The following is a 25,732-nucleotide window of genomic DNA, read 5'->3' as shown; positions in this document are numbered from 1 at the left end:
CGGTCGGCGCGGCGTCGCTACGCGAACTTCGTGTTGAGTTCGATGACGTTCGCGGCGCGCTGGACCTGGTCCGAGAGCTCGTCGTGGATGCGGTCGACGGTGAACCGGCTCGACGGGCCGGTGATGCTCACCGCGCCGAGGACGGTCTCCTCGTTCTTGACCGGCGCGGCGACACAGCGCAGCCCCTCGAAGTTCTCCTCGTCGTCGATGCCGTAGCCGCGCTCGCGGATCGCTTCGAGGTCGTCGTAGAGCTCCTCGGCGCTCGTGATGGTCATCGGCGTCAGCGCCTCGTACGCCTGCGCCTGGACGATCTCCTCGGTGCGCTCCTCCGGGAGGTACGCGAGGATCGTCTTGCCGAGCGACGTCGAGTACATCGGCTGCTGGGTGCCGACGCGGGAGGCCGTCTCCACGCCGCGATCCCCGGTCGTCTTGTAGAGGTACGACACCTTCCCGTGTTCTTCGATGCCGAACTGCGCGATCTCGCCGGTCTCCTCGGCCAGCGTGTCGACCTCGCTCCGGATCACGTCGTAGTTGCCGACCTGGTCGCGGACGTGCGTCGCCATGTCGAGGATGCGGAGGCTCAGCCGATACCCGTCGCCCTCGCGGACGAGTATCTCCCGGTCTTCGAGGGTCCGCAGGTGACTGTGGATCGTGCTCTTCGAGTGATCGAGTTCCTCGGCCAGTTCCGTCACACCCGCACCGCCCTTCTCCTGCAGCACGTCGATGATGCTGAACGCTATCTCTACCGAACGGATCGAACGCCCCCTGTCGTTCCGCGCCGCATTTGTCATACTATCACATACGAACCGGGTTGCACATAAGCCGTTCGGCTGTGGGGAACCGTGTGTCAGCGGTCCACGAGGGGGGCGAGTTCGGCCGCGAGACGCTCCGCCATCGTCGTCATGGCGCCGTCGCCGGGGTGGACGAGGTCCGTCGTGAGGCCGTCGACGCTCGGGAGCAAGTCCGGGCCTTCGAGGAGATGGACGTTGTCGTGTGGCGACTCGGCGACGACCTCGCGGAGCGTCTCCCGGTAGCGCTCGCAGACCTCGGCCTCCCCGTGTCCCTCGACCACGTCGCGGGAGTTCCGGAATATCGTGATGCAGGCGACCGGCTTCCCGGGGTTCTCGCCCGCCACGGCGTCGACCAGGTACTCGGCGCGCTCGCGGAACGTCTCGACCGGGAACGTCCCGACCATGTTCACCGATATCGAAAGCGTCGCCACGTCCCAGTCGTCGCGTTCGGCGATGTGGTCGGCGATCGCCTCGTCGCAGTAGGCCGTCCCGCAGGAACCCAGGTTCACCAGATCGGCGTCGAGCCGTCGTGCGGTCTGGTTCACGTAGGTCAGGTGTTCGCCCAGCGGCGCCTCGCCCTCGGTGATCGACGTGCCGTAGGCGAGATACCGGCGGTCGGGGAGTTCGTCCTCGGTCGGCGGCCGGCGCTCCCCGCTCGCACCGTGATACAGGGTGTAGCCGCCGCGGTGTTCGCCGGGGAGGACGACGCGACACACGTTCGGATCGAACGCCAGATCCTCGGTCGCCGACTCCGTCAGCCGCGTCAGCTTCTCGGGCATCGACACCTCGACAGTCGTCGGCTCGGGTCCGATCTCGAACTCGTCGTACCCCTGGATCGGGCCCCAGAACACGCGGACCGTCCCGCGGTCGGCGCTTCCGCCCGGCCGGATCGAGAGCGTCAGTTCGACCGTCTCGCCGTCGTCGGGCACGAACCGGAGTTCGACCCCCGCCGGGTGGCGCATCCGCGACTGGGCGCCCTCGTTGAGACCGCTCCGAACCGTCTCCGGAACGCGCTGGATCAGGCGGCCTCCGCCGTCCTCGGGGGGTCGTAGCTCTCCGACGTTGTGGAACTCCATGCCGTCTACGTGCATAGTTCGACCCCGGCGCCCCGCGGCTTTAATGTACGGACTGCGGCGGGCTCGACCGGGAGGTTCGGCGGTTGCGAACGGCGCCGCGTCGAGCGACTCGACCGTCTCGCAGGTCAAGTCGCCGCCGGCGGCGGAACGGGGGACTGGATTTATACCCGCCGGCCTCCCATCGGCGGACGAGATGGACGACGAGCAGTTCGATCCCGGAGCGTGGACGGAGCGGCTCTTCCGCGACCACGAGCGCCGGCACGCCTACGCGGGCCAGACGGGGGAGGCGTTCCGTGCCTGGCAGGCCGAGTTCCGGCCAGCGCTCCGGTCGGTCCTGGGTCACGACGTGATCGCCGAGGCGGATCCGCCGCCGCTGGCGCCGAAGCGAACCGACAGCGCCACGTTCGACCGGTACGTGCGCGAGCGGTGGACGATCCGGCCCGAACGCGGATTCCGACTCCCGTTCTACCTGCTGGTGCCGGACGACTCCGACCCGCCCTACCCCGTCGTCCTCGTCGCGCACGGACACGGCGACGCGGGCAAGGAACTCGCCGTCGGTCGCGCCGAGACCGACGAGCAACGCCGCCAGATCGCGGACGAGGAGCGCGACATCGCCGTCCAGGCGGTCGAACGGGGGTACGCCGCGATCGCACCGGACATGCGCGCCATGGGCGAACTCTCGAACCCCGCCGACGTCGAACGCGGCTACCGGACCTGTCACACCATGCAGTTACACGCGCAACTGTTCGGTCGGTCGCTCGTCGGAGACCGCGTCTGGGACGTGACGCGCCTGATCGACTTCGCGGAGGGGCGCGAGGACCTGGACGACGCCCGGATCGGCCTCACCGGTCACTCGGGAGGCGGTGCGGTCGCGCTGTTCGCCGCGGCGGTCGACGAGCGGGTCGACGTGGTGGCGCCGTCGTCGTACTTCTGTACGTTCGAGGACTCCATCGCCGCGATCGACCACTGCGAGTGTAACTACCTGCCGGGCGTCCTCGGACTCGGAGAGATGTGGGACGTGGCGGGACTCGTCGCGCCCCGCCCGTTCGTGGCAGTCGCCGGCCGCGAAGACGAGATATTCCCCGTCGAGGGAGTGCACCACTCGTTCGAGCGCCTCGTCGACATCTACGAGGCCGCGGGGGCGATCGACCGCTGCGAACTCGTCGTCGGCGACGGCGGCCACCGCTACTACGCCGGCGGGGTCTGGCCGTTCGTCGACGAACACCTCTGAGGGGGCACACCCGCGCCGTGCACTCCCCGCGACATCCCCCGAGTGACCTTTGAGGGTGCGCTCCGTAGCGTAACCGATGGACTGGCGTCCGCTCGTCGTCGTCGCGCTCGTCTGCCTCGCGGGGTGTGGGACGCTGATCGGCGACGACGCCGACAGCGGCGAGACGCTGACGCCGGCCCCAGTCCCGTCGGTGACACCGACCGACACGACCGAACGCGTGCTCCCACCCGGCGTGTCGGGCGGCGGTCGACTGGATCTCGACGAACTCGCGGCCGCACACCGGGACGCGCTCGCGAACCGCTCGTACGTCTGGCGGGAGTGGCGGGGATCGCACGACCCGGGCGTCACCGAGACCGACGACCTGCTGCTGGTTCGGTCGGCCCGGGTCGCCGCGGAGGACAGGTACCGCTACTGGGCGGACTCGTACCTCGTCGACCTCGGGATGCGGACCCGCTTCGTGCACAACTACTCCGAGTACGTGACCGGCGGCGTCGGGTACGCGCGACTGTCGCCGTCCGGCGCCGAACCCGTCGAAGTCCGGCGACTCCCGGCGCCGAGTGCGAGCGACCGCGTCGGCGACGAGACCGCCCCGGCGATCCGCCGGTACCTCTCGCTCCCGGCGGAGGACGTTACCGTCACGGTCCTGCGCCGCGGTGACCCCGCTCGATACCGGATCGACGGCCACACCGCGACGGTTCCGGGAGCCAACCCGGTCCGCAACTACTCGGTCACGGCCGTCGTCTCGGCGGACGGGCTGTTGCGGTCGCTGTCCGTCAGCTACCGCACGGACAGGCCCGACGGCCCGACCGTCGTCAGATACCGCTTCGAGTTGAGCGAACTCGGCGGGACGACGGTCGGACCGCCCGACTGGTACGACCCGGACGGTCGAGTCCCGTAACGGACCGGTACAGACCGCTCCCGTGACCGGCCGACCCCGTCGTCGGACGCCGCCGGCCCGTAAGAGGTATGTAGCGGCCAGTCACAGATGGTATCGAGAGCAATGAAATTCGGAATTTTCCCGATAGAGGGCGGTGACACCTGGGAGGGTGTCGTCGAGCAGTGTCAGGTCGCCGAGGACGTCGGTTTCGAGACCTGCTGGGTCAACGACCACCAGGCCACCGAGGGCGACAACTACTGGCCGTCGCCGCTGACGCGACTCACCAGCATCGCACAGGGGACCGAAGAGCTGGAACTCGTCACGTCGGTTCTCATTCTGCCGCTGTATCACCCGCTGCACGTCGCCCAGCGGGCCGCCATGCTCGACAACATCTCTAACGGCCGGCTGACGCTGGGCGTCGGACTCGGCTACGTCGAGGAAGAGTTCGAAGCGTTCGGCGTCCCCATGGACGAGCGTGCGGGGCGGATGATCGAGGGTATCCAGTTCATCGACGAGTTCCTCTCGTCGGAGGAACCCATCTCTTACGAGTGTCCGTTCTTCGAGGTCGAGGACTGGCAGCCGCTTCCCAAGACGATCCAAGAGCCGCGGCCGAACCTGTGGATCGGCGGCTGGGGCCCCAAGCAGATCCGCCGCTCCGTGCAGTTCTCCGACGCGTGGGTGCCCGGTGTCGTCGCCGACCTGGGCATCGTCGAGGACCGCAAAGAGCAACAGAAAGAGCACGTCGAGGAGACGGATCAGGACTGGGCGTCGATGGACCACCCGCTGATGCGCGAGGCGGTCATCGCCGAAACCGAAGAGGAGGTCATGGAGCGCAAGGAGTACCTCCACACCACCTACGTCGACGAGTACGGCGGCGAGTTCTCCCATCCGCTCATGAACGCCGATTCGGTCGAGGACTTCGAGGAACTGGCCGACGACCGCTTCATCTACGGCACGCCCGAGCAGATCGTCGAGCAGATCGAGGCGATGCAGGACCGCTTCGCCCTCGACCAGCTCGCCCTGCGATTCCACCACTCCGGCATGCCCAAGGACCTCGTCGAAGACCAGATCCGCCTGTTCGGCGAGGAAGTCATCCCCGCCTTCGACTGAGGCCCGCGACTCACCCCGTTCCCGCTCCTCGTTTCTACGACTGACCACCAGTCAGCGTCGAGTGCTAAAACCAGTCGAGAATCCGTTCATTTCCCGCTCCTATAAGAAATAAGTTAAAATCGGTGGATTTCGTTCGCGATCAGCCCCGAAACACTGAAAACACTATATTTCTCCATCTGAGGCACTATATGGCGATTTATCTGAGAGGATGTGGATTCGGGAGCGCGTTTTCGCCGAACTGGTCCGATCACCGATATATATGGAATGAAACATCGTCAGGAAGCATATCTGGCGCATTCTCGAAATATCTCGATTCACTGGCGTCGAAGTCGCCTTCAAATAATATTAGAACCTATACATACATCGAGATACGATATATGTACCAGTACTGGTGTACCGAACGAGCGGTGAAGCCCCTCGGGAGGTGGGTGGATCGAACCGAGCGCGGACCGCTCAGTAGTCGATGACTTCGCGGTCCTTCCAGAACAGTCCCGAGGGGGATCCGGGAGCGAACTGGGCGAGCCAGACGGAGGTCTCGGCGCCCGTCTCGGGGTCGCGGGGTGCTTCTGGGCCGCCGAGATCGGTCGCGACCCAGCCCGGGTCGACGGAGTTCGCGATGAGACCGTCGACGCCGTAGGTCTGGTCGAGCGAGACGGTCAGCGCGTTGATCCCCGCCTTCGAGATCCGGTAGGCCGGCATCTCGTCCTCGATCGGATCCGTGAGGATGCCGACGCCCGAGGAGACGTTCACGACGCGGCCGCCCTCGCCCGCCAGCAGATGCGGGAGAGCGTGCTTCGCGAGCAGCGACGCGCCACGGAGGTTCACGTCGATCACGTGGTCGAACTCGTCGGTGTCTACGTCGGCCATCCCGGATCCCGTGCCGCCGACGCCGGCGTTGTTGACGAGGACGTCGAGGTCGCCGGCCGCGGAGACCACCTCCTCGACCGCGCGTTCGAGCGACGCCTCGTCGGTCACGTCGAGTTCGACCGGCGTCGCGCCGTCGGGCACCTCGTAGTCCGTGTCGCGGACGCCGGCGAACACCGTCGCGCCGTGGTCGACGAGACCGCGGGCGGTTTCGCGTCCGATCCCGCGGTTCGCGCCCGTGACGAGCGCGACCTGTCCGTCCAGCGAATCGTGAAGCTGTGGGTCCATAGCTCGTCGTCCGGCGCCTCGCTGGTATTCGTTCCTCCCGCGGCCAGTCTCTCCGCTTCGATCCCTCGCCCACGGCCTGCAGCGGCCGATTCGGCGATCGAGGGGCCGGTCCGGCGAGGGTCCGCTGCGATCCTTGGGTGACCTTACCAATGCCGGCCGTTCCCGGGAGCGCGTTCAGCCGTTCCTATTCGTCCGCTCGCATCCCGACCGACGAGCGGGCCGTCGACGTGGCGCCGGGTCGACGCTGCGGAGAATCAGGGATGCTTCGACCCGATACCGGACGGGGACCGAACCGCTCCCGGGCGGTAACTCGCGGTGATCGAACGATAGCCTCGGGTGACGAACAGCGGCGGGCGAATAACAATGGACGGGGCTTCGCGAGTTGCGTTCGTATCATGACCGACAGAGAGACAGACAGATCTGGCATCAAACTCGCGGCTCTCGCACTGGCGGCGCTGATGGTGTTCGCGGCGGGGACGACGGCAGCGATCGGCAACGAGGCTCAGGCGTCCGGGAATCAGACGACGGTCGTCGCGGACGGCGTCGAGGCCGAGCGTGTCGTCCTCGAAGACGTGAACATCTCCAGCCAGGAGGTCGATCTCAACGAGACCGAGCGGACGGATTCGATCTTCCTCGCTGCGTTCGAGACCGCGATCGGCGATAACGTGGAGGGCCTCGAGATCGAATCCCTCGACCTCGGCGTCGTCCAGTCAGGGACGATCTCGATCGAGAACAACACGGCCATCGTCGACGCCCGGATCAACCGGCTCGTCCTCGAGAACGTCGAAGCCGACCGCGTGACGTTCAACGGCTCCGCATCCGACAACGGCGTCGCTCGCGGGATGCTCGACGCGAAGAACGTGAGCTTCGGAACGATGACCGTTCAGGAACTCACCGTCGAGACGCTGATCGCCGGTGAGGACGCCGCCGAGAGAGCCGGCGACGACGAGGAGGACGACGGTGAAGAAGACGAGGGTGAGGAAGAAGAGGACGAAGAGGAAGAAGAGGACGAAGAGGAAGAAGAAGAGGGAGAGGAGACCGAGACGCCCACCCAGACAGTCACTGACACTCCGACTGAGACGGCCACCGAGACGCCGACGGACACCGTCACCGAGACGCCGACGGACACCGTCACCGAGACTCCGACGGATACCGTCACCGAGACGCCGATCGAGACCCCGACCGAAGCAGGGAACGAGACGGCGACTCCGACCGAAGTCGGCGGATAACCGGGTCGACGCTGTCGGGGCACCGAGCCACCGGGCTCGACGGAGCGACATTTTTCGGGAGCGCTGGTCGGTCAGAGGGAACGCGATTCGAGCCGGCAGCTGTGGGGATCGCTCCCGGAGCCTATCGGAGCGTCGCCGCAGTGATTCCGGCGAGTTCGTCGGCGATGTCGGGGTCCAACTGGTCGGTCGTGACGCGCCAGCGCCAGTTGCCCTCGGCCGTCCCGGGGGTGTTGAAGCGCGCCTCGCTCCCGAGTTCGAGGAGGTCGGGCATCGTCGTCAGCGCCAGCACGGACTCGGAGTCCCAGACGGCCTCGATCAGGTCCCAGGCGATCCGGTCGCCGTCGGTCGCCAGCGCGTAGTGCAGGCAGTCGCGCTGGTCCTCGGGCAGGGACTCGTAGTAGCCGACGGCCGTGTCGGTGTCGTGGGTCGACGTGTAGGCGACCGACTGGCGCGGGTAGTTGACGGGTTTGTACCGGTCGCCCTCGGAACACCAGTCGGCGTAGTGGGGCACGACCATCCCGGGGAACTCGAAGCGGTCCCGCAGCGCGACCATGCTCTCGTCGACGAACCCCAGGTCCTCGACGACGAACGGGAGCCCGCCCTGGTCGTCCCGCACCGCTTCGAAGAACTCGGCACCGGGCCCGGGCCGCCACTCGCCGGCCGCCGGGTCGTCGGCGCCGGCCGGGATCGCCCAGAACTCGTCGAACGCCTTGAAGTGGTCGATGCGTGCGACGTCGACCAGTTCGAGCAGGCGGTCGAGCCGGTCGAGCCACCAGCCGAAGTCGTCCTCGCGGAGCGCGTCCCAGTCGTACACCGGATTCCCCCACCGCTGGCCGTCGTCGCCGGGGTTGGGCGGCACACCGGCGACCGCCGTCGGATCGCCGGCCCCGTCCAGCTGGAAGACGTCCTGGTTCGCCCACACGTCCGCCGAATCCAGCGCGACGTATATCGGCAGGTCGCCGACGAGTTCGACCCCGCGCTCGGCGGCGTCGTCGCGGAGCGCCCGCCACTGTCGGTCGAACGTCCACTGGACGAACTCGTGGTATCCGACCGCGTCGGCGTGGGACTCCCGCGCCTCGGCCAGCGCCTCCGGGTCCCGCGAGGCGAGGTCGGTCGGCCAGTCCGTCCACGGTGCGCCGTCGTGGGCCGCTTTCAGGGCGGCGAACAGCGCGTAGTCGTCCAGCCAGTTCGACTCGCGCTCGCGGAACGCCTCGAAGGCGGCCCGGTCGCTCTCGGGCGCGTCCGCGGCGAACGACTCGTAGGCTTCCCGGAGGCGGTCGCGTTTGGACGGCGCGACGGTCGCGTAGTCCACTTCGGAGGGGTCGGAATCGGCCGGTCCGTCGAGGTCGGACTCGTCGAGATAGCCGCGCTCGGCGAGGTCCGTGAGGTCGACCAGCAGCGGGTTCCCGGCGAACGCCGACGACGACCCGTACGGCGAGTGGCCGTAGGCCTCGGAGGTCGGGCCGACGGGGCAGAACTGCCACAGCGACTGGTCGGCCCGGTCGAGGAAGTCGAGGAACTGCCGCGCTCCGTCCCCGAGGTCGCCGATACCGTGTGGCCCGGGGAGGGAGGTGAGGTGGAGAAACACGCCGCTCCGGCGCTCCTGTTGCATGTCTCGCCGTTCGGCGGCCGTCGGTTTGAAACGCCCGGCTCCCGCCGACCGGCGGGCGGCTGTCAACCAGTTGTCTACATCCCGGCGTCTCGCGGTCGCTCGCGGCCGAACTGGTAAAGTGGTGGTGTCACGAAGGGGAGGGTAGATGGCACCACGCGTTCTCATGCTCGGCTGGGGATTCCCGCCGAACGTCAGCGGGGGGCTCGACACGGCCGTCGGCGAACTCGTCGACGAGTTCGACCGCCGCGACGACGTCGATATCGACCTCGTCCTGCCGGCGGAGTACGCCCCCGAGGGCCGCGAGAACGTCCACGGCGTCCCGACCGGCGACGGCGACGTGAGCACCCGCATCAATCGCCTCGCGAGCGAGTTCGTCGACTACGCGGCCGACGCGGACGTGGTCCACACCCACGACTGGTTCGGCTACGGCCCCGGCTCGCGCGCCCAGGCGACCCACGACGTGGAGTGGGTGACCACGTTCCACTCGCTGACCACCGACCGGAACCGACACCCGCCCGACCGAGAGGTCGAGACCGAACAGCGGATCGTCGACCGCGCCGACCACCTGATCGCCGTCAGCGACCTGCTCCGACGCAACCTCGGCCACGACTACGGCGGCGACGCCCGCGTCATCCACAACGGGTTCTCCTCGGTCGAGCCGACCGGTCGCGACCTGAAGGCCGAACTCGGCGTCGACGGCCCCATGCTGTTCTTCGTCGGCCGGCACACCGACCAGAAGGGGATCGACCACCTGATCTACGCGCTCTCAAAGCTCCGCCGGCCGGACGTGACGCTCGTCCTCGGCGGCACCGGCCACCTCACCGACCAGTTGCGGGAGTTCGTCGACGTGCTCGGGGTCGAGGACCAGGTCGAGTTCGTCGGCTACGTCCCCGAGTCGGAACTGGGCGACTACTACGCGAGCGCGGACCTGTTCGTCTCGCCGTCGCTGGCCGAACCGTTCGGCATCACCATCGTCGAGGCGCTGTCGGTCGGGACCCGCGTCGTCGCCAGCGAGTCCGGCGCCGCGGAGGTGCTGCCCGACGACTGCATCGTCGAGGTCGAACCCGACTCCGACTCCATCGCCGACGGCATCGACGCCGGACTGGCCGCGGACACGCCGCTGTCGTACGAACCGAGGACGTGGGAGACGGTCGCCGACGAACACGTCGCATTCTACGAGGAGATCACCGAGGAGTAGCCGCGCGGCGTCGGCTCTCCCGAGCGCTCACCGCAGGAGTCGCTCGTTTCACCGCAGGAGTCGCACGTCCGTCACCGGTTCGGGGTGGACGATCCGGAACCCGTCGGCGGTCCGCGACTGGCCGAGGGTCGTCGGGGCCTGCCGGCTCGACCCGTACGGGCTGTCGTCGGGGACGCCCTCGTAGGGGCTCTCGCCGCCGGCCGGTCGGTACGGACTCTCGGCGGGCTCGCTCTCCTGTTTCTCTGGCGGCAGGTAGATCCGCTCGCCCGACTGCGACCGGACGACGACCGCGACGCGCCGCTGGCCCGTCACCTCGATGGTCGTCCGCTCGCCGTCGACGTCCACGTTCACGGACACCCGCTCGCCCGTCCGGTCGGTCGCTCCGCTCATGTCTTAGCCGGTGGGGACCAGCGACTTAGTTGTTCGCGTGCACACCGCGAGCACCGCAAGCGCAAAGGGGGAGACAGTCGCAGATACGGCCAATGCATCACCCGGGCCCGCCGCGGTTCGTCGCCGTCGGCGACGAGGTGGAACTCGCGCCGCGCGACCCCGACCCCGCGGCGAGCTACGAGTGGTCGGTCGACCGCGCGCCCGCTGAGTCGCGCGCGGCCGTCGGTTCCGACCCGGTCGAGCAGTTCCGGCCGGACGTGCCGGGCCGGTACGTCGTCGGACTCGACGCGCCCGACGGACACCACGAGCTGACGGTCCGCGCGTTCCCCGGCGACCTCGCACCGGGGTCGACCGAGAGCGCGTACGGTCGGTCGGGCGCGCCGACGGGAACCGACGCCGAATCCGAGACCGCACCGGACACCTCGGGCGAGGGGTCGGCCCGCGCCGACGAACCGGTCGAGAACGAGGGGGCAGGTGGACGACCGCGCCTCTCGCTTTCGGCGGCGTCCACCGACGGCGGCGTGGTGGTGACCGCCTCGCCGCAGAGTCACCCCGAGAGCTCCGAGCGGCCGGGCGACCTCGCCGTCGCGTTCCTGCTCGACGACCGCGACGATATCGAACGCCCGGACGTCCGCGTCGACGGGCACGAACTGACGATTCCGAGCGGTGCGCTCCCCGACCGTGTCCGCGTCCACGCCGTCGCGGTCGGTCGAGCCGGCTACAGCGTCCCCGACTCGATCGACATCGAGCGCGACGGCGCGGTCCCGGGCGACGGCGACGCCCCGAGCGCGGCCGGCGCGGGCGCGCCGCCGGTCACCGTCTCCCGCCCCTACGACCCGCCCGACTGGGCCGAGGACGCCGTCATCTACGAGATATACGTGCGGACGTTCCCAGGGCAGGGGAGCGACGCGGCGAGCGGCGCCGCGGACGGTTCGGACGGGTCCGTGTTCGACGTCGTCCGGGAGCGACTGGACTACGTCGCGGGGCTGGGCGTCGACACGCTCTGGCTGACGCCCGTGCTGGAGAACGACGACGCCCCGCACGGCTACAACGTGACGGACTTCTTCTCGCTGGCCGAGGACCTCGGGACCCGCGAGGAGTACGAGCGCCTCGTCGAGGCGGCCCACGAGCGGGGCGTGCGCGTCCTCTTCGACCTCGTCTGCAACCACTCCGCGCGGGCCCATCCGCACTTTCAGGCGGCCGTCTCCGACCCCGACAGCGAGTACCGCGACTGGTACGAGTGGCGCGGGCCGACCGAACCGGAGACGTACTTCGACTGGGAGCTCATCGCCAACTTCGACTTCACGCACCTGCCGGTCCGTCGGCACCTGCTCGACGCGGTCGACACGTGGGCGCCGCTGGTCGACGGCTTCCGCTGTGACATGGCGTGGGCGGTGCCCGACGGATTCTGGCGGGAGGTCCACGACCGCCTGAAAGCACGGGACAGCGACTTTCTCCTGCTCGACGAGACGATCCCCTACATCCCGGACTTCCAGGCCGGTTGCTTCGACGTGCACTTCGACTCGACGACGTACGCGGCGCTCCGTCGCGTCGGGAACGGCGAGTCCGCGGAGGCCGTGCTCGACGCCGTCGACGAGCGCGCCCGGACGGGGTTCCCCGACCACGCCGGGTTCATGCTCTACGCCGAGAACCACGACGAGACGCGCTACCTCGTCGAGTGCGGCCGCCCTGCCGCGGAGGCCGCGCTCGGGGCGCTGTTCACCCTCCCCGGCGCGCCGATGGTGTACGCCGGCCAGGAGTTCGGCCAGCGCGGCAAACGCGACGACCTCGCGTGGGCCCACGCGGACGAGTCGCTCCGCGAGCACGTCCGCGGACTCGCCGCGCTCCGGCGCGAATACCCCGCTCTCGCCACCGACGCCGCGCTCCGGCGGACCGACTACCGGGTGCGTTCAGGGTGGGACGACCGCGTCGTCGCCTTCCGTCGCGAAGCGGCGGACGCCACTGCCGAAGCCGCCGACGGAGACACCGTCGTCATCGTCCTGAACTTCGGCGACGAACCGGCGACCGTCGCGGTCGACGTCGAAACCGGGGACACGGACCTCCTCACCGGGGATCGAATCGACGCGGACGGCGGCCTCCGCGTCGAGAGCGTCGCCGTCGTCTCGGCCGGTTCGACCCGGGACTGAACCGTCGCCCGCCCGGACGCGGTCCGGCGATCCGTGTCCGGTGTGACCGTGTGGCAACGCCCGCCTACGAGCCCGGATTTATATGCGCCAGCGCCGTGGTGACCGTATGCGGCTGACGACAGCGCTCGACGAATACAAGCGGTCGCACGGCGAGCGCTTCCCCGAGGAGAACAGGACGGTCGCCGGCGCCTTCTCCGGCCACGGCGACCGCCTCGTCCACGTCGGCCCGGACGGGTCGCTCCGCGACTACTCGGCGTCGCTCTCGGGGCTCTACGGCATCGATCGGTCGAAACTCGGCATCCGAACGGCGGAGGGGACCGACTGGTTCGCCGACCTCGAGACGATCAGACAGCACCACTACCGGGACTCCAGGCTCGTCGAGACGGAGTTCGACGCGGGCACGTTCACCGTCCACCAGTACGACCTCACGCTCGGCCGGGCCCACGTCACCCACGTCGAACTCCGCGGTGCGGTCCCGCCGGAGGCCCGCCTCGTCGCGTTCGTCACGATGGCGCCCGAAGGGAAGGAAGCGGGCGTCGGCGCGCTCGTCCACGACGACAGCGGTCCCGAAGGGGCCTCGGTTCTCGAAGTGTTCCACCGCCGCGAGCACGACTACCTGACGGCCTCGACCGGACTCGACGGCGTCCACGGCCAGCGGCCGGAACGGTTCTCGGAGATACTCGGCGACGACCCTGTCGAGTTCCCACGCGGCGACGAACCGCGCAGCTACGACCAGACGCGGCTCACCGGCGACTTCGTGGTGACCGCGCCGCTAGAGCGCGACGGGCGGAGCAACAGGACGACGCTGGTCTCACAGCTCTCCGACCACGGAGAAGTGGACCGGGGCACCGCGCTGGCGGACCTGCGGACCTGCGCGGACGACCACACGAGCGCGGCGCAGATCCGCGCGGCCGCTCGCGACCGGACGACCGTCGTCGTCCCCGAGTCGACGCCCCGGTCGTCGCTGGTGCGGACCGACCTGCGAGTGGTCGACCTGCTCGAAGCGCCGACGGGCGCCCGGATCGCCGGGCCGGAGTTCGACCCGTTCCACGCCAACTCCGGCGGCTACGGCTACGTCTGGTTCCGCGACGACGCCGAAGTCGCGCGCCACCTGCTCGCGGCCGGCGACCGCCTCGACCTCTCGCTCGACGGACCGGTCGAGCGGAGCGCGCGCTTTCACTGCGAGGCCCAGCTCGCGGACGGCACCTGGCCCCACCGCGTGTGGGCCGTCGACGGCTCGCTCGCGCCCGGCTGGGCCAACGCGAACGTCGAACGCAACGAGGACTCCGTGGAGTACCAGGCCGACCAGACCGCGTCGGTGACGGCCTTCCTCGCCACGCTCCTGCGCGAGCGCCACGGCATGCTGGACGACGACCTCTCGGTCTCGATCAGGGAGACCGTCGTCGAGGCCGTGGACGCGCTGGTTCGGACCGTCGACGAGAACGGACTGCCGGCGCCCTGTCAGAACGTCTGGGAGGACGCGGTCGGCCAGTTCACGCACACCGCTGCGACGTACGTCCAGGCGTTCGCGGCCGTGGCCAGGGCGCCGGTCAGGCACCCGCTCCGCGAACGCGCGCTGGGCGCCGCGGAGACGGTCCTGGACGGCCTCGACGCCGTGTACGACGCCGACCGGGGCGCTTATCCGATGCGGCTGACCGACGGGTCGCCGGACCACCGGCTCGACGCGGCGACGTTCGCGCTCGTCGACGCGGTCGCCGAGTACGAGGCCGTCGACGACGCGACGCTCTCCGACGCGCGGGTCGACCGCCTCGCGGACCACGTGAGCACGACTCTCGACGGCCTCTTTCGGAACCCGGTCGAGAGCGAACTCGCCGGGCTGGCCCGCTACGAGGGCGACCAGTGGCGCCGCGCCGGCCAGGACCGGGAGAAGGTGTGGTCGGCCGCGACGGCGATGGGCGCGGTCGCTGCGGCGCGGACCGGCGTCCTGCTGAACGAGCGCGGCAGGTCCGGCGACGCGTACCTCGACCGGGCCGGCGACCTGTACGAACTGCTCGGCGACGACGGTCCGATGACGAGCGACGCGGGGTATCTGGCCGAGCAGACGTTCGACGACGGCGACCTCGACAGCGCGACGCCGCTGGGCTGGTCCCACGCGATGCGGCTGCGCGCGACCGCCCTGCTCGACGCCGAGGAGTCCCTCCCGGTCCAGACGAGCGACATCGAGGGGCCGACCGAACGCCCCCGCTGGACCACCGGCGAGAAGTACGGCCTCGGGACGGCGGCCGACCACGACGCCGAGGACCCCTCGCGGGTCTGGTTCACCCTCACCGAGGGCGCGATGACCGAGGTCCGGTTCCCGCAGGTCGACCTGATGAACCTCCGGACGCTCGACTTCCTCGTCACCGACCGGGCGGACGGCGAGTACACCGTCCGCACGCACAACGAGTCCCGGGACAGCGACGACACTGTCGAGCGTCGGGTCGAACCGACCGACGACGAGGCGCTCCTCTTCCGGCACGTCTTCAGCGAGACCGGCAACGGGCAGGGGCGCGACTGGCGACTCACCGTCGACTACGCGACCGATCCGGCCCACGACGCCGTGCTCGCGGACGTGCAGTTCGAGGCGGCCGACGGTCACGAGTACGACGTGTTCGCGGTCGCGGACACGGCGCTGGTCAACAGCGCGACCGCCGACCGCGGGTTCCGCCTCGGCGAGGAGGGCGCCCACCACCTCGCCGCCCGCGACCCGACCGCGTACACGGGCGAGGGCGACGACCCGTTCCTCGTCGACGAGGAGGGCGAGGCCCACTCGGTCGCGCTGGCGATGGCCGCCAAGGACCGCTTCGAGTGGGCCACCGTCGGCGCCGCCGGCAGCGACCAGTTGCGGGCGCTGTTCGCCGACGGTCGCCTCCCGGAGCCGCGCGAGTCGGTCGACAACGAGAACGTCGTCCTCGTCGGCAGACTCGGCCGCGGCGCGCGCGTCGAGTCCGAACTCGCGATCGGGTTCGCGCGAGCGGCCGACACGGCCGCCGCGCTCGGCGAGGCCGACGGCGCGCTCGACCGCGGCTTCGAGACCGCCCGCTCGGACTACCGTAAGACGTGGGTCGAGTTCCTCGCGGACCGCTCGCTCCCCGACTCGGTCGCGGACGACAGCGACCTCGCGGCCCAGTACCGCACCGCGCTCGCGAGCCTCTACGCCGTCGAGGACAAGACCTACGCCGGCGCCTCCATCGCCTCGCCGTCGGTGCCGTGGGGCGAGGCCGTCAGCGCCGACGAGCCGAAGGGGTACGGCTACAACTTCGTCTGGTCGCGCGACCTCTACCAGGTGTTCACCGTCTTCGAGGCCGTGGGTCGACTGGACATCGCCGCCGACCAGCTCTCGTACATCTACGAATACCAGCAGGACGACACCGGATTCATCCCGCAGAACACTTACATCAACGGGATCACTCGCTGGGGCGGCGAGCAGATGGACAACATCTCCTTCCCGCAGGTGATGGCCTACCAGCTCGCCGAGCGCGGCCTCGACTTCGACGAGGTCGACTACGACTACGAGAACGTCCGCCGGTCGGCCGACTACGTCGCCCGAAACGGACCGGAGACCGCCCAGGAACGCTGGGAGGAGGAGGCCGGCTACTCTCCGTCGTCGATCGCCACCGAGATCGCCGGACTGGCCTGCGCGGCCAAGCTCGCGGTCGACACCGGCCGCGACGCCGACGCGCTCGTCTGGCTCGCGCTGGCCGACCAGTGGGTCAACAACGTGGAGAACTGGACGGCGACCGAGACCGGGACCGATCGACACACGAACACGCCGTACTACGTCCGCGTGACGCGCGACGGCGACCCGGAGGCCGGCCACCTCCGGACGCTCGCCAACGCCGGCCCCACCCTCGACGAGCGGGAGATCATCGACGGTGGCTTCCTGGAACTCGTCCGACTCGGCGTCGTGCCGGCCGACGACGACGTGATCGAGAACTCCGTCGCCGAGGTGGACGACACCATCAGAGTCGACGCCGGCTCTGCCGCCGGCTTCTACCGCTACAACGGCGACGGCTACGGCGAGCGCGGGCGCGGCGACGTCGGCGCACCGTGGTCGGTCGAGGAGAAGGGGAAGGGCCGGCTGTGGCCCCTGCTCACCGGGGAGCGCGGCGAGTACGAACTCCAGCGCACCGACCCCGGCCTCGACCCGGCGGACTGTCTCCGGGCGATGCAGGAGTTCGCCAACTCCGGGCGGATGATCGCCGAGCAGGTGTGGGACCGCGAACACGCCACCGACTACGACTGGGCGTTCGGCGAGGGCACCGGGTCGGCCACACCGCTCGCGTGGTCGATGGCCCAGTACGTCCGCCTCGCCCACGGGATCAGCGCCGGCGAACCGGTCGAGACGCCCGCGTTCGTCCGCGAGCGCTACCGAGAGCGCGGCCTCCACGAACCCGACCGGAGCCCCGCCCTCCGCGTCGACACCGAGTTCCGCGGCGACACGCTCGTCGTCTCCGGCGAGACCACCGGCGAGCGGGTCGCCGTGAAGACGCCCGTGGACGAGGCCGTCGTCGAACCGGCGGGGACCGAGTTCGAGACGACCGTCGACATCGAACGCGGGGAGAATCAGGTGATCGTCGCCGCCGGGGCGAGCGACCTGGAGTCCTCGGGGACGACGGTTCGACGCCTGATGCTCTGACCCCGTCGGACTTTTTGCACCGAGGCGAGTTCGTCGAGACGTGACCGACGACCGCGACCCAGAGACCTCTCTCGACGAGTGGAAGGCGTCGATGCGGGCCGAGCACGAAGACGCCATCGCCAACCCCGACCCGGCCGAGGACCACCGGATCGAGGGCGTGACGCAAGTGAACCACCGCGTCTACTTCGAGTACGACTCGGAGACCGACCGGTTAGCGCGCGAGCGCGTCGAGCAGGTCGGCGAGCTGACCGACCCGGAACTGCGCTCGTGTGCCTGTGGCGTCCGCGGGATGACGCCGGAAGAAGCCCGCGAGCACGTGCGGGCCGCTCACGAGCAGAGCGAGGAGTGACCGGGCGCGACCGAGCGAGCGGTACGCGTTACCCCGAACGCCGGACTCACTCCCGGGGCCCGGACTGTCCGACGCCGGGGATCGCGACGCGGTCTTCGAGCCGCCCCATCGCGATGGCCGTCGTCAGCACCAGCGCGAGGTAGAACAGGGCGACGACCACGTAGATATTCGTGAACTGGAAGGTCTCCGAACCGATGTTGCGAGCCTGTCGAAACAGGTCGGGGACGGTGATGAAGGCGGCCAGCGAGGAGTACTTGATGAGGTAGACGAACTCGTTGGTCCAGCCGGGGATCGCGAAGCGGAGCCCTTGCGGGAGGACGACGTAGCGGATCCCCTGGAACTTCGAGAGCCCGACGGCGCGCGCGGCGGTCAACTGCCCCGGGTCGACCGACTGCAGCGCCGAGCGGATGTACTCCGACTGGTACGCCGAGGAGTTTATCGTGAAGCCCACGATGGCGACGGCGGCCGCCGCCCGGGGGATCGGCGGCTGTCCCGTGAACCCGACGTCCTCGGCGATGCTCGCCAGCGGGAGCCCGAAGTAGAGGAAGAAGAGCTGGGCGAGCAGGGGCGTCCCGCGGATCAGCTCCGTGTACGCGAGCGACACGGCCCGCAACGCCCGTCCCCCGTAGACGCGCGCGACCGCGAGCGGGACGGCGATCACGAGCCCGAACAGCATCGACAGCACCGTCAGGTACACCGTGACGAACGCGCCCGACGCGAGCGCCGGCGCGGTCGTCGTCGCGAACGCCGCGAGGTCCAGTACCCACCGGAGCCAGTCGACGAGGACGCCGGCGGGCCCGAGCGCCGCCGCGACCGTGCCGACCGCGTCGGCGGCGGCTCCGAACGGCTCGGCAGGGATCCACCCCTCGCGCTGGCGGACGCCCCGTTCGGACCGGATCAGGTCCGGGAAACCGAGCGCGGTGAACAGTCCGTCGAGCAGGGAGTTGTGGTACGCCCAGCGAGCCAGCAGCCACGTCCAGAAGACGGTTCCGGCCGCGAGGACGGCCAGTCGCCGCCGGCCCGGGAGGTCACCGACGGTCGTCCCGCGAGTCTCCGTCGGGTCGCTCCCCGGTGTCGCCGTCTCGCCGTCGGTCATCGCTCCAGGTCCGTCAGCTGGCCCAGGAACGACCGCGTCCTGTCCTCGCGGGGGTTCTCGAACAGCTGCTCTGGCGGACCGCGTTCGACGACGCGACCGTCGTCGAGGAAGGTGAGCGTCGACGCCGCCGAGCGGGCGAATCCCATCTCGTGTGTGACACACAGCATCGTCGTCCCGCCCTCGGCCAGGTCCCGCATGACGCCGAGCACCTCGCCGATGAGTTCGGGGTCCAGCGCGCTCGTCGGCTCGTCGAACAGGATCAGTTCGGGATCCATCGCCAGCGCCCGCGCGATGCCAACCCGCTGTTTCTGCCCGCCCGACAGCTCCGCGGGATAGGAGTCCGCCTGGTCGGCCAGCCCCACGCGGTCGAGGTAGTCGTCGGCCCGTTCGACCGCTTCGGGCTTCGAGAGGCCGAGCACTGCCGTCAGTCCGAGGGTGACGTTCCCGCGAGCGGTGCGGTGGGCGAACAGGTTGAAATCCTGGAACACCATCCCGACGCGCCTGCGGAGGTCGTTCTCGTCGATCCCGTGGATCTCCTCGCCGTCGAGGTAGATCGCTCCGTCGTCGATCTCGGTGAGTCGGTTCACACAGCGCAACAGCGTGGACTTGCCCGAACCGCTCGGCCCGACGATCACTTCCACGTCCTGTCTGTCCATCGCGAAACTGACGCCGCGGAGCACGTCCTCGTCCTCGTAGGACTTGCGGACGCCCTCGAGTTCGAGCAGTGTCATCGAACGCCTCCGGGAGCACCCGTCATTCGTCGCCTCCGGGGATCGCGTAGGCGTCGCCGAGGTAGTCGATCGTCCGGTTCGTCGTGAACGTGAGCACGAAGTAGATCGCGCTGATCGCGAGGATGACTTCCATGATCGCGGTGTCGCGGCCGGGTTGCAGGTAGAGGTTCTCCGCGCGGGTCAACAGCTCCGCGAGACCGATGGCGAAGGCGACACTGGTGTCCTTGAGGACGATCGTGAACTCGTTCTGGAACCCGGGAATCGACCGACGGACCGCCTGCGGGAAGACGACGTGCCTGATCGCCTGTCGCTGGGTCATCCCCACCGACCGGGCCGCTGCCAGCTGTCCCTCGTCGATCGACTGGATCGCGCCGCGGAACACCTGACTCTGGTAGGCCGCGCTCCGGAACCCGAGCGCCAGCGTCGCGGCGAGGAAGACGTCGAGGCGCACGTCGAGCACCGGGAGCGTGAGCAACCGGGGGATCGGCAACCCGAAGAAGAACAGGACGATCAGGACGACGACGGGCGTCCCGCGGAGGAGCACCCCCGCGGTGCTGACGGCGTCGCGGAGCCGGCCGGTTCCGTACACCTCGACGGTCCCGGCGGGGAAGCCAGCCAGAAAGCCGAGCGCGAGACTGGTCGCCGTCAGCAGGACCGTGACGAGCGTCCCGAGGAGCAGGACCTCCCAGTTCCCGACCACGAACGCCCAGTCACCGGTCTGGAGGGGCGGATTACCGGTCGTCGCCGCCCAGTCACACACGCCGAGCGCTGCGGTTCCGGTGAGCGCCAGCCCCATCGATCACTCGAACCACTCGTCGACGAGCTCCTCGTAGGTCCCGTCCTCCTGGACCTCGGCGAGCGCCTCGTTCACGTCCGAGAGGCGGTCGTCGTCCTCTCGCATCCCCAGGCCGAACTGCTCGCCGGTCTCGATCTCGAACGCGACCGCGACGGAACGGCTCTCGGCGAAGTTACGAGCCACCGGGATGTCGATGACGACGGCGTCGACGTTGCCGTTCTCGAGGTCCTGGACTGCCAGCGTGTAGTTGTCGTACTGTCGGAAGTCGTTCTCGCTGACGGTCCCGTCCTCGATGAGCGCCTCGACCTGGTCCTCGCCCGTCGTGCCCGCCTGGGCACCGACCCGCATCCCGCCGAGGTCGTCTGTGCTCTCCGGCTGGAAGTCGCCCCCCTCCGCGACGAGCACCGCCTGATTCGACTCCCAGTACGGGTCGGTGAAGTCGATCTGCTGCTCTCGTTCGTCGTCGATCGTCATCGCCGCGGCGATGAGGTCCAGGTCGCCGTCGGTCAGCGACGGGATGAGCGAGTCGAACTCGATGTCGACCCACTCGCCGACTTCGTAGCCCGCGCGGTCGATGACCTCCTCGGCCAGCGCCACGTCGAATCCGACGAGTTCGCCCCCCTCGGTGTACTCGAACGGCGGGAACCCGGACGCGGTCCCCGGGACGATGGTGTCGTCGCTCCCGCTCTGACACCCCGCGACGACCCCCGCCGCACCGACTGCACCGACGGTCTTCAGGTACGCGCGCCGGTCCATTCTGAACTCGCGCTGCATGTGTAAACGAACGAACGTCTTCCGTTTCAACGTTTCGGGGGTTCAGCGGTCGACGCTGGACGTCCGTTCGGGTAACGCGGTCGCTCGTCGGTGTAGCGTGCAGAAGAACGAAGTACGTTCGGTCGCCGTGAGGCGACGGTGCGAACCTCGGTTAGTTGCGGACGACGTTCGTCGCGCGGGGGCCCTTGGGGGCGTCCTCGATCTCGAATTCTATCTCGGTCCCTTCCGTCAGATCCTCACCGCCAACGTCCTCCATGTGGAAGAAAACGTCGTCGTCAGAGTCCTCGGTGTCGATGAAACCGTAACCGCCTGTGTCGTTGAAGAAGTCAACCTTACCGGATGCCATTACAACCTAAGAGACTACGGGTACAGGTATAAGGGTTCCGCATTCGTCCAGAAAAAATCCAAATTTGAAGACAATGTTTTTCGAGACTCCGAATTAATTTAGAATATCCCGATACGCTCCGATAACGGTCGGTTTATCGATCGATACCGCGCGCTGCGGCGTTCGTTCGGTGATATCCACAGTTTCCAGCCCGGTGTCACGTCGTACCGTACCGCGCCCGTCGGCGTCGAAGGTCGGGCGACGGGCGTCGAGCGTCGGGACGACGGGACTATACGTGTCCCACTCCGCGTTTCCGTGTGGATTCTAACGACGTTCGGCGACAGTGGGCCGACCGCTCCGGGGAGTACTCGCCCGAGTATTACGCCTACTACGGCGCCGACGAGACGAGCGAGTCGGTTCTCGACGTCCTCTCCGAGTCGCTCGCGCGCGAGGCGTCCGTGCTGGAGCTGGGCTGTAGCTCCGGGCGCCACCTCGCACACCTCCGCGAGGCCGGGTTCGCCGACCTCTCCGGGATCGAACTCAACGAGGACGCCTTCGACGTCATGGCCGAGCAGTACCCAGAACTCCGGGAATCGGGCACGTTCTACGCCCAGCCCATCGAGGACGTGATCGGCGACTTCGAGGACGGGCAGTTCGACGCCGTCTACTCGGTCCAGACGCTACAGCACATCCATCCCGACGACGCAGAGTGGGTGTTCGACGAGATCGCTCGGATCACCGGAGACGTGCTCGTCACCGTCGAGATCGAGGACGCCGCGGCCGACGCCGAGCGCGAGGAGAACGACGACGACCCCGACGTGAACTACGTCCGCGACGAGTTCCCGCTCTACTACCGGGACTGGCGGTCGATCTTCACCGACCTGGGCCTCGAACAGACGGAGCGGCGCGACGGCAAACGCGACACGCTCCGAGCGTTTCGACAGCAGTAATCGCTCTTCGGGCGGTCTACTCAGTCGTCCGTGGCCGTGTCGGCGGTGTCCGCCGTGTCCGCGTCGACGCCGTCGGCAGTGCTCATGTCGACGGACCCGTCCGTCTCTCCGCGGGGGAAGTTGTCGATGGTGTCCGCGCGGAACGCCGACTCGTCGAACTCGTAGTCGTCGTCGAGGAACTCCAGCAACGTGTGCGTGTCCCGCATCGCGTTCTTCAGACAGGTCGACGCGCCGGGCGACGGCGTGATGTTGAAGATGACGTCGTCGCCGACGATCTTCGCCTCGCCCATGTCGAGGGACTTCTCCTTCGTGTCGACGATCTGCGGTCGGACGCCGCCGTACCCCTTCGCGCGCTCGATGTCGTCGAGTTCGACGCTCGGGACGACCTTCTGGACGTGGGGCAGGAACTGCTTCGGCCCGACCTCCGGGAGGTCGTACACGAGGTTCCTGAGGACGTACGGGAGGAGCACCTTGTCCGAGAGGATGTTCGCGTAGCTCAGGAACGCCGCCGCGTTCAGGCCGAACACGTCGAGGAAGTCCTCGACCGTGGAGATCCGACCGCGTTCGAGCGTCGGGACGAGCTTCGCGGTCGGTCCGAACCGCGTCACGCTCGGGTCGTGGACGTCCGCGTCGCCGTGGACCGCCGCGAAGGGCAGTTTCTTCATCTGGAGGGTGTACACCTTCCCGTTCAGCAGGTCGTCCGCGAGGAAGAAGCTCCCCGCGACGGGGAGCAGGACCTTGTCCTCGCCGTAGCCCAGTTCCTTCGCGATCTGGAGGCTGTGCGAACCCGCGGCGACGACGGTCGCGTCACAGTCGAACCGACCGGCGTCGGTCTCGATGGTGTGCCCGTCGAGCGTCGGCGTGATGTCCGTGACCTCCGTGCCGGTGTAGACGTCGACGTTCGACTCCTCTGCCGCCGCCTCGACGAAGGACTTGGTCGTCTGTCCGTAGTCGACGACGTAGCCGTCCGGCGTCTGGAGCGCGAGCATGTCCACGTGCGGGTCGCGGCCCTCCACGACCTTCGGTTCGATCTCGGCGATCTCGTCGCGCTCGATCGGGCGGAGCTTCGGGAACAGGTCGCCGAAGCCCTCCTCGTCGTAGCGGCATTCGAGCGACTCGACTTCCTCGTCGCCGACGCCGAGCACCATCTTGCTCCGCTTCGAGTGCATCTCGCGGTCCTCGTCGTAGTGTTCGAGGTAGCCCGCGAGCAGTTCCGCGCCCTCCTTGACCTCTTCGGCCTTCTCGAGCGTGTAGTTCGTCTCGATGTCCCCGAAGTGGAGGGTCTGGGAGTTGTTCGTCCGATGGGAGTTGATCGCCGCGATCTCCGGCTCCTTCTCTATCAGCGCGATAGAGTCGATGTCGGTGAACTTCGCGGTCGTGTACAGGAGCGATGCCCCACTGATCCCGCCGCCGACGATAACCAGGTCGTATTTGCCAGACATTGTTGTGATAGCGGTCGCTATGTTGCCGACTGCACCGAAGACTCATAACTTATCTTCTTCACTCTCGTTTTCGACGGGTAGCGAAGGGGGTATCGACGACTCCCGGACAGGGCAGCCTAAGTACGGACAGCGCCGCTCACGGGCCGATATCTGTCTCTCGAAAGCTGGCCTCGGAACTCATGATTTCTCGCTGTGGTACTACAGTTCCCACAATTCTCTGTAGTAGCTGAAGCTCCTAGAAACTGTTGGTTCCGAGTTGAACTGCGTTTATATCGTAGAATCCGCTACAGAACGAGTTGTATAAAGAATATTCCAGCACATCACTACGCACCAGCAGTTGTGGTGTCCTGTGGTTCTAGGAGGGTGTGTGTTTGCTGGAAGTTTATGTCGCCTTTTTCAGCCTGAAGGATGTTGTCTACTGTCTGGTCGTCGTATACTTCTGCTGAGTTCAGTTCTCCTGTTTCCTGGTCGTTGTAGAGAACGAAGTTTCCGTCCTGTTCTGCCAGTTGATGTAGGTCGTAAGAGAATGACATGAACTCTTCAAAGCTGGTACCGTTTTCTCCTGGTTTGGTGACGTAGTCTGAGAACTGGTTGATTACTTCAGGTGTGGCAGCCACGTTCGCATCTTCGCCAATCGGAGTGTTGTATGTTTCGTGGTGTTCGCTGACTGTAGCCTTCCTGATGTTTCTGAGAAGATTGATGTTAGCTGTTCTCATATCCAGACCATCCATATCCGGCTCAGCACCATCATAACGTGTAGGAAGCCAGTACTTCTCAACCGCCTCCATACCCTCCTGTCCAGCACCGAAAGTATTGTCGCCAGGACCTTCTACAGGTGTAGGTGTTTCATCTCCCTCATGTTCTTCCTCGGGGTGCATCACGCTGTTCTTAATTTTAGGATGGATAATGTGGCCGTTATCATATCTTTTTCCCTCATTCTCCCTGAAATTCTCTCCAAGATACTCTGCCTGCTCACTTCTTAAGGAAAATTCATCCGATGCATCCATCGCGTGCGCCATTATCGCTTCATTCTGCTCTAGGTCTAGAACCATTAACATTCCGTATCTTTGGTCATCATCTCTCCTTACTGAATCTCCATATGTACCTCCTGATTGTGTTTCGAACGTACTTATTGGCCACACATGAATATTGTTGTCTGTGTGTTGATTTACTGGCGTTTCAAGCATCGGCGCAAACTTATGGTTTTCTTCAGGGTATGAGTACTCCTCTTTCGTAAAAGGTTTAGGAGGCCCAATACTGGTTTCGCCATCCGCGCCTAATATAGAGAAGTTAAGCTGTAGGTTATGTATCCAATCCAGTGCCTGCTGGCCCGTGGTTGTGTTCTCGAATAAATCCTCTTTAAACTCATAATAGGGGTCTGTTGTGCCGCCTCCAAAAGAATCTCGATCAAGAGGAAAAACCGATCCATAAGATGAGCTTTTGGTTTCAGGCATAGCGTTTTCGTCCATTACTCCGTTTAGGAAGGTTTGCCATTCGGGATACTCTTCGACAACTCTTTCTTTTTCAGATTTGTGAAGTCCTAAAATTTCTTCTTGAGATCTGGATGCTGAAGGTCTTTCAAAGATTTCTCCATCGGGCTCTGCCGTCGGTTCAGAAGTCTCAGTAGATTCGTCAGTAGGCTCTTCCGTCGCAGTACTAGTCTCAATACGAGTATTAGATGATGTTTCTGTAGTTGTCGATGGTTCTGTTGAAGAACTCTTTTCGTCGGCGTCTAAAGCAGAACAACCAGTTAGTAGCCCAGCGGTTGCTCCTGCGCCGAGAAGTTTTAGAACCTGGCGTCGAGATTTGTCATCCAT

General features: G+C 67.2%; 21 protein-coding genes. 9 read left to right on the top strand and 12 right to left on the bottom strand.

All coding sequences use genetic code 11. The features are described from left to right. Window positions 1–17: 17 nt before the first annotated feature. Both D1409_RS23455 and D1409_RS23450 read right to left on the bottom strand, forming a co-directional pair. A complete protein-coding gene (locus D1409_RS23455; protein WP_123539387.1) occupies window positions 18–791 on the bottom strand; it encodes an IclR family transcriptional regulator in 774 nt (257 codons plus the stop codon). A 56-nt stretch (window positions 792–847) separates the two neighbouring features. After that, a complete protein-coding gene (locus tag D1409_RS23450; protein ID WP_123539386.1) occupies window positions 848–1,882 on the bottom strand; it encodes an SGNH/GDSL hydrolase family protein in 1,035 nt (344 codons plus the stop codon). A gap of 178 nt (window positions 1,883–2,060) precedes the next feature. Between D1409_RS23450 and D1409_RS23445 the strand changes: the two genes are divergently transcribed. The 3 genes from D1409_RS23445 (at window position 2,061) to D1409_RS23435 (ending at window position 5,085) form a co-directional block, all read left to right on the top strand. Further along, window positions 2,061–3,098: an alpha/beta hydrolase gene (locus D1409_RS23445; protein WP_123539385.1), complete on the top strand. Its 1,038-nt coding sequence runs from the start codon at window positions 2,061–2,063 to the stop codon at window positions 3,096–3,098. A gap of 76 nt (window positions 3,099–3,174) precedes the next feature. Beyond that, window positions 3,175–3,996 carry a hypothetical protein gene (locus D1409_RS23440; RefSeq protein ID WP_123539384.1) on the top strand — a complete coding sequence of 274 codons (822 nt, stop codon included), beginning with the start codon at window positions 3,175–3,177 and terminating at the stop codon, window positions 3,994–3,996. Between the two features lie 102 nt (window positions 3,997–4,098). Beyond that, entirely contained in the window at window positions 4,099–5,085 is a 987-nt protein-coding gene (locus tag D1409_RS23435; protein ID WP_123539383.1) for an LLM class flavin-dependent oxidoreductase, read from the top strand. A gap of 453 nt (window positions 5,086–5,538) precedes the next feature. Here the strand turns inward: D1409_RS23435 and D1409_RS23430 are convergent, their stop codons facing one another. Then, window positions 5,539–6,237, bottom strand: a complete 699-nt coding sequence (locus tag D1409_RS23430; RefSeq protein WP_123539382.1) for an SDR family NAD(P)-dependent oxidoreductase — start codon at window positions 6,235–6,237, stop codon at window positions 5,539–5,541. A gap of 395 nt (window positions 6,238–6,632) precedes the next feature. Here D1409_RS23430 and D1409_RS25295 point away from each other — a divergent pair, with 395 nt between their 5' ends. Then, window positions 6,633–7,466 carry a hypothetical protein gene (locus D1409_RS25295; RefSeq protein WP_206425175.1) on the top strand — a complete coding sequence of 278 codons (834 nt, stop codon included), beginning with the start codon at window positions 6,633–6,635 and terminating at the stop codon, window positions 7,464–7,466. Window positions 7,467–7,587: 121 nt separating this feature from the next. Here the strand turns inward: D1409_RS25295 and malQ are convergent, their stop codons facing one another. Beyond that, complete coding sequence (gene malQ / locus D1409_RS23420) at window positions 7,588–9,078, bottom strand: 4-alpha-glucanotransferase (RefSeq protein ID WP_123539381.1); 1,491 nt, start codon at window positions 9,076–9,078, stop codon at window positions 7,588–7,590. 145 nt (window positions 9,079–9,223) lie between these two features. Between malQ and D1409_RS23415 the strand changes: the two genes are divergently transcribed. Then, entirely contained in the window at window positions 9,224–10,276 is a 1,053-nt protein-coding gene (locus D1409_RS23415; RefSeq protein ID WP_123539380.1) for a glycosyltransferase family 4 protein, read from the top strand. Between the two features lie 48 nt (window positions 10,277–10,324). Here D1409_RS23415 and D1409_RS23410 read toward each other — a convergent pair whose 3' ends face one another. Continuing rightward, window positions 10,325–10,666 (bottom strand): DUF7510 family protein, encoded by a 342-nt coding sequence (locus D1409_RS23410; RefSeq protein ID WP_123539379.1) that lies wholly within the window; start codon window positions 10,664–10,666, stop codon window positions 10,325–10,327. Window positions 10,667–10,758: 92 nt separating this feature from the next. On the opposite strand from D1409_RS23410, the gene malA reads away from it, so the two are divergent. The 3 genes from malA (at window position 10,759) to D1409_RS23395 (ending at window position 17,801) form a co-directional block, all read left to right on the top strand. After that, window positions 10,759–12,813, top strand: coding sequence for an alpha-amylase MalA (gene malA / locus D1409_RS23405; RefSeq protein WP_123539378.1), 2,055 nt, complete (start codon window positions 10,759–10,761; stop codon window positions 12,811–12,813). A 106-nt stretch (window positions 12,814–12,919) separates the two neighbouring features. Further along, on the top strand, window positions 12,920–17,452 hold the full coding sequence (locus tag D1409_RS23400; RefSeq protein WP_123539377.1) for a glycoside hydrolase family 15 protein: 4,533 nt from the start codon (window positions 12,920–12,922) through the stop codon (window positions 17,450–17,452). Between the two features lie 40 nt (window positions 17,453–17,492). After that, window positions 17,493–17,801: a hypothetical protein gene (locus tag D1409_RS23395; RefSeq protein WP_123539376.1), complete on the top strand. Its 309-nt coding sequence runs from the start codon at window positions 17,493–17,495 to the stop codon at window positions 17,799–17,801. A gap of 46 nt (window positions 17,802–17,847) precedes the next feature. On the opposite strand, the gene D1409_RS23390 is transcribed toward D1409_RS23395, so the two are convergent. The 5 genes from D1409_RS23390 to D1409_RS23370 all read right to left on the bottom strand — a co-directional run bounded on the left by D1409_RS23390 (window position 17,848) and on the right by D1409_RS23370 (window position 21,544). Next, entirely contained in the window at window positions 17,848–18,897 is a 1,050-nt protein-coding gene (locus D1409_RS23390) for an amino acid ABC transporter permease (protein ID WP_123539375.1), read from the bottom strand. Continuing rightward, entirely contained in the window at window positions 18,894–19,628 is a 735-nt protein-coding gene (locus D1409_RS23385; RefSeq protein ID WP_123539374.1) for an amino acid ABC transporter ATP-binding protein, read from the bottom strand. Before D1409_RS23385 ends, D1409_RS23390 begins: the two co-directional genes overlap by 4 nt. 22 nt (window positions 19,629–19,650) lie before the next feature. Beyond that, entirely contained in the window at window positions 19,651–20,424 is a 774-nt protein-coding gene (locus D1409_RS23380) for an amino acid ABC transporter permease (RefSeq protein ID WP_123539373.1), read from the bottom strand. 3 nt (window positions 20,425–20,427) lie between these two features. Further along, window positions 20,428–21,198 (bottom strand): basic amino acid ABC transporter substrate-binding protein, encoded by a 771-nt coding sequence (locus D1409_RS23375; protein ID WP_206425174.1) that lies wholly within the window; start codon window positions 21,196–21,198, stop codon window positions 20,428–20,430. A 151-nt stretch (window positions 21,199–21,349) separates the two neighbouring features. After that, window positions 21,350–21,544, bottom strand: a complete 195-nt coding sequence (locus D1409_RS23370) for a cold-shock protein (RefSeq protein ID WP_123539372.1) — start codon at window positions 21,542–21,544, stop codon at window positions 21,350–21,352. Window positions 21,545–21,840: 296 nt separating this feature from the next. Between D1409_RS23370 and D1409_RS23365 the strand changes: the two genes are divergently transcribed. Then, complete coding sequence (locus D1409_RS23365) at window positions 21,841–22,473, top strand: class I SAM-dependent methyltransferase (protein WP_123539371.1); 633 nt, start codon at window positions 21,841–21,843, stop codon at window positions 22,471–22,473. 20 nt (window positions 22,474–22,493) lie between these two features. On the opposite strand, the gene D1409_RS23360 is transcribed toward D1409_RS23365, so the two are convergent. Further along, complete coding sequence (locus D1409_RS23360; RefSeq protein ID WP_123539370.1) at window positions 22,494–23,915, bottom strand: FAD-dependent oxidoreductase; 1,422 nt, start codon at window positions 23,913–23,915, stop codon at window positions 22,494–22,496. Between the two features lie 323 nt (window positions 23,916–24,238). After that, window positions 24,239–25,732, bottom strand: coding sequence for a twin-arginine translocation signal domain-containing protein (locus D1409_RS25005; RefSeq protein WP_164471875.1), 1,494 nt, complete (start codon window positions 25,730–25,732; stop codon window positions 24,239–24,241).

This window comes from Halosimplex salinum, from assembly GCF_003730195.1.
Classification (GTDB): Archaea; Halobacteriota; Halobacteria; order Halobacteriales; family Haloarculaceae; genus Halosimplex; species Halosimplex salinum.
The sequence above is the reverse complement of the archived record's forward strand: the minus strand, read 5'-3'. Positions and strand labels throughout refer to the sequence as shown.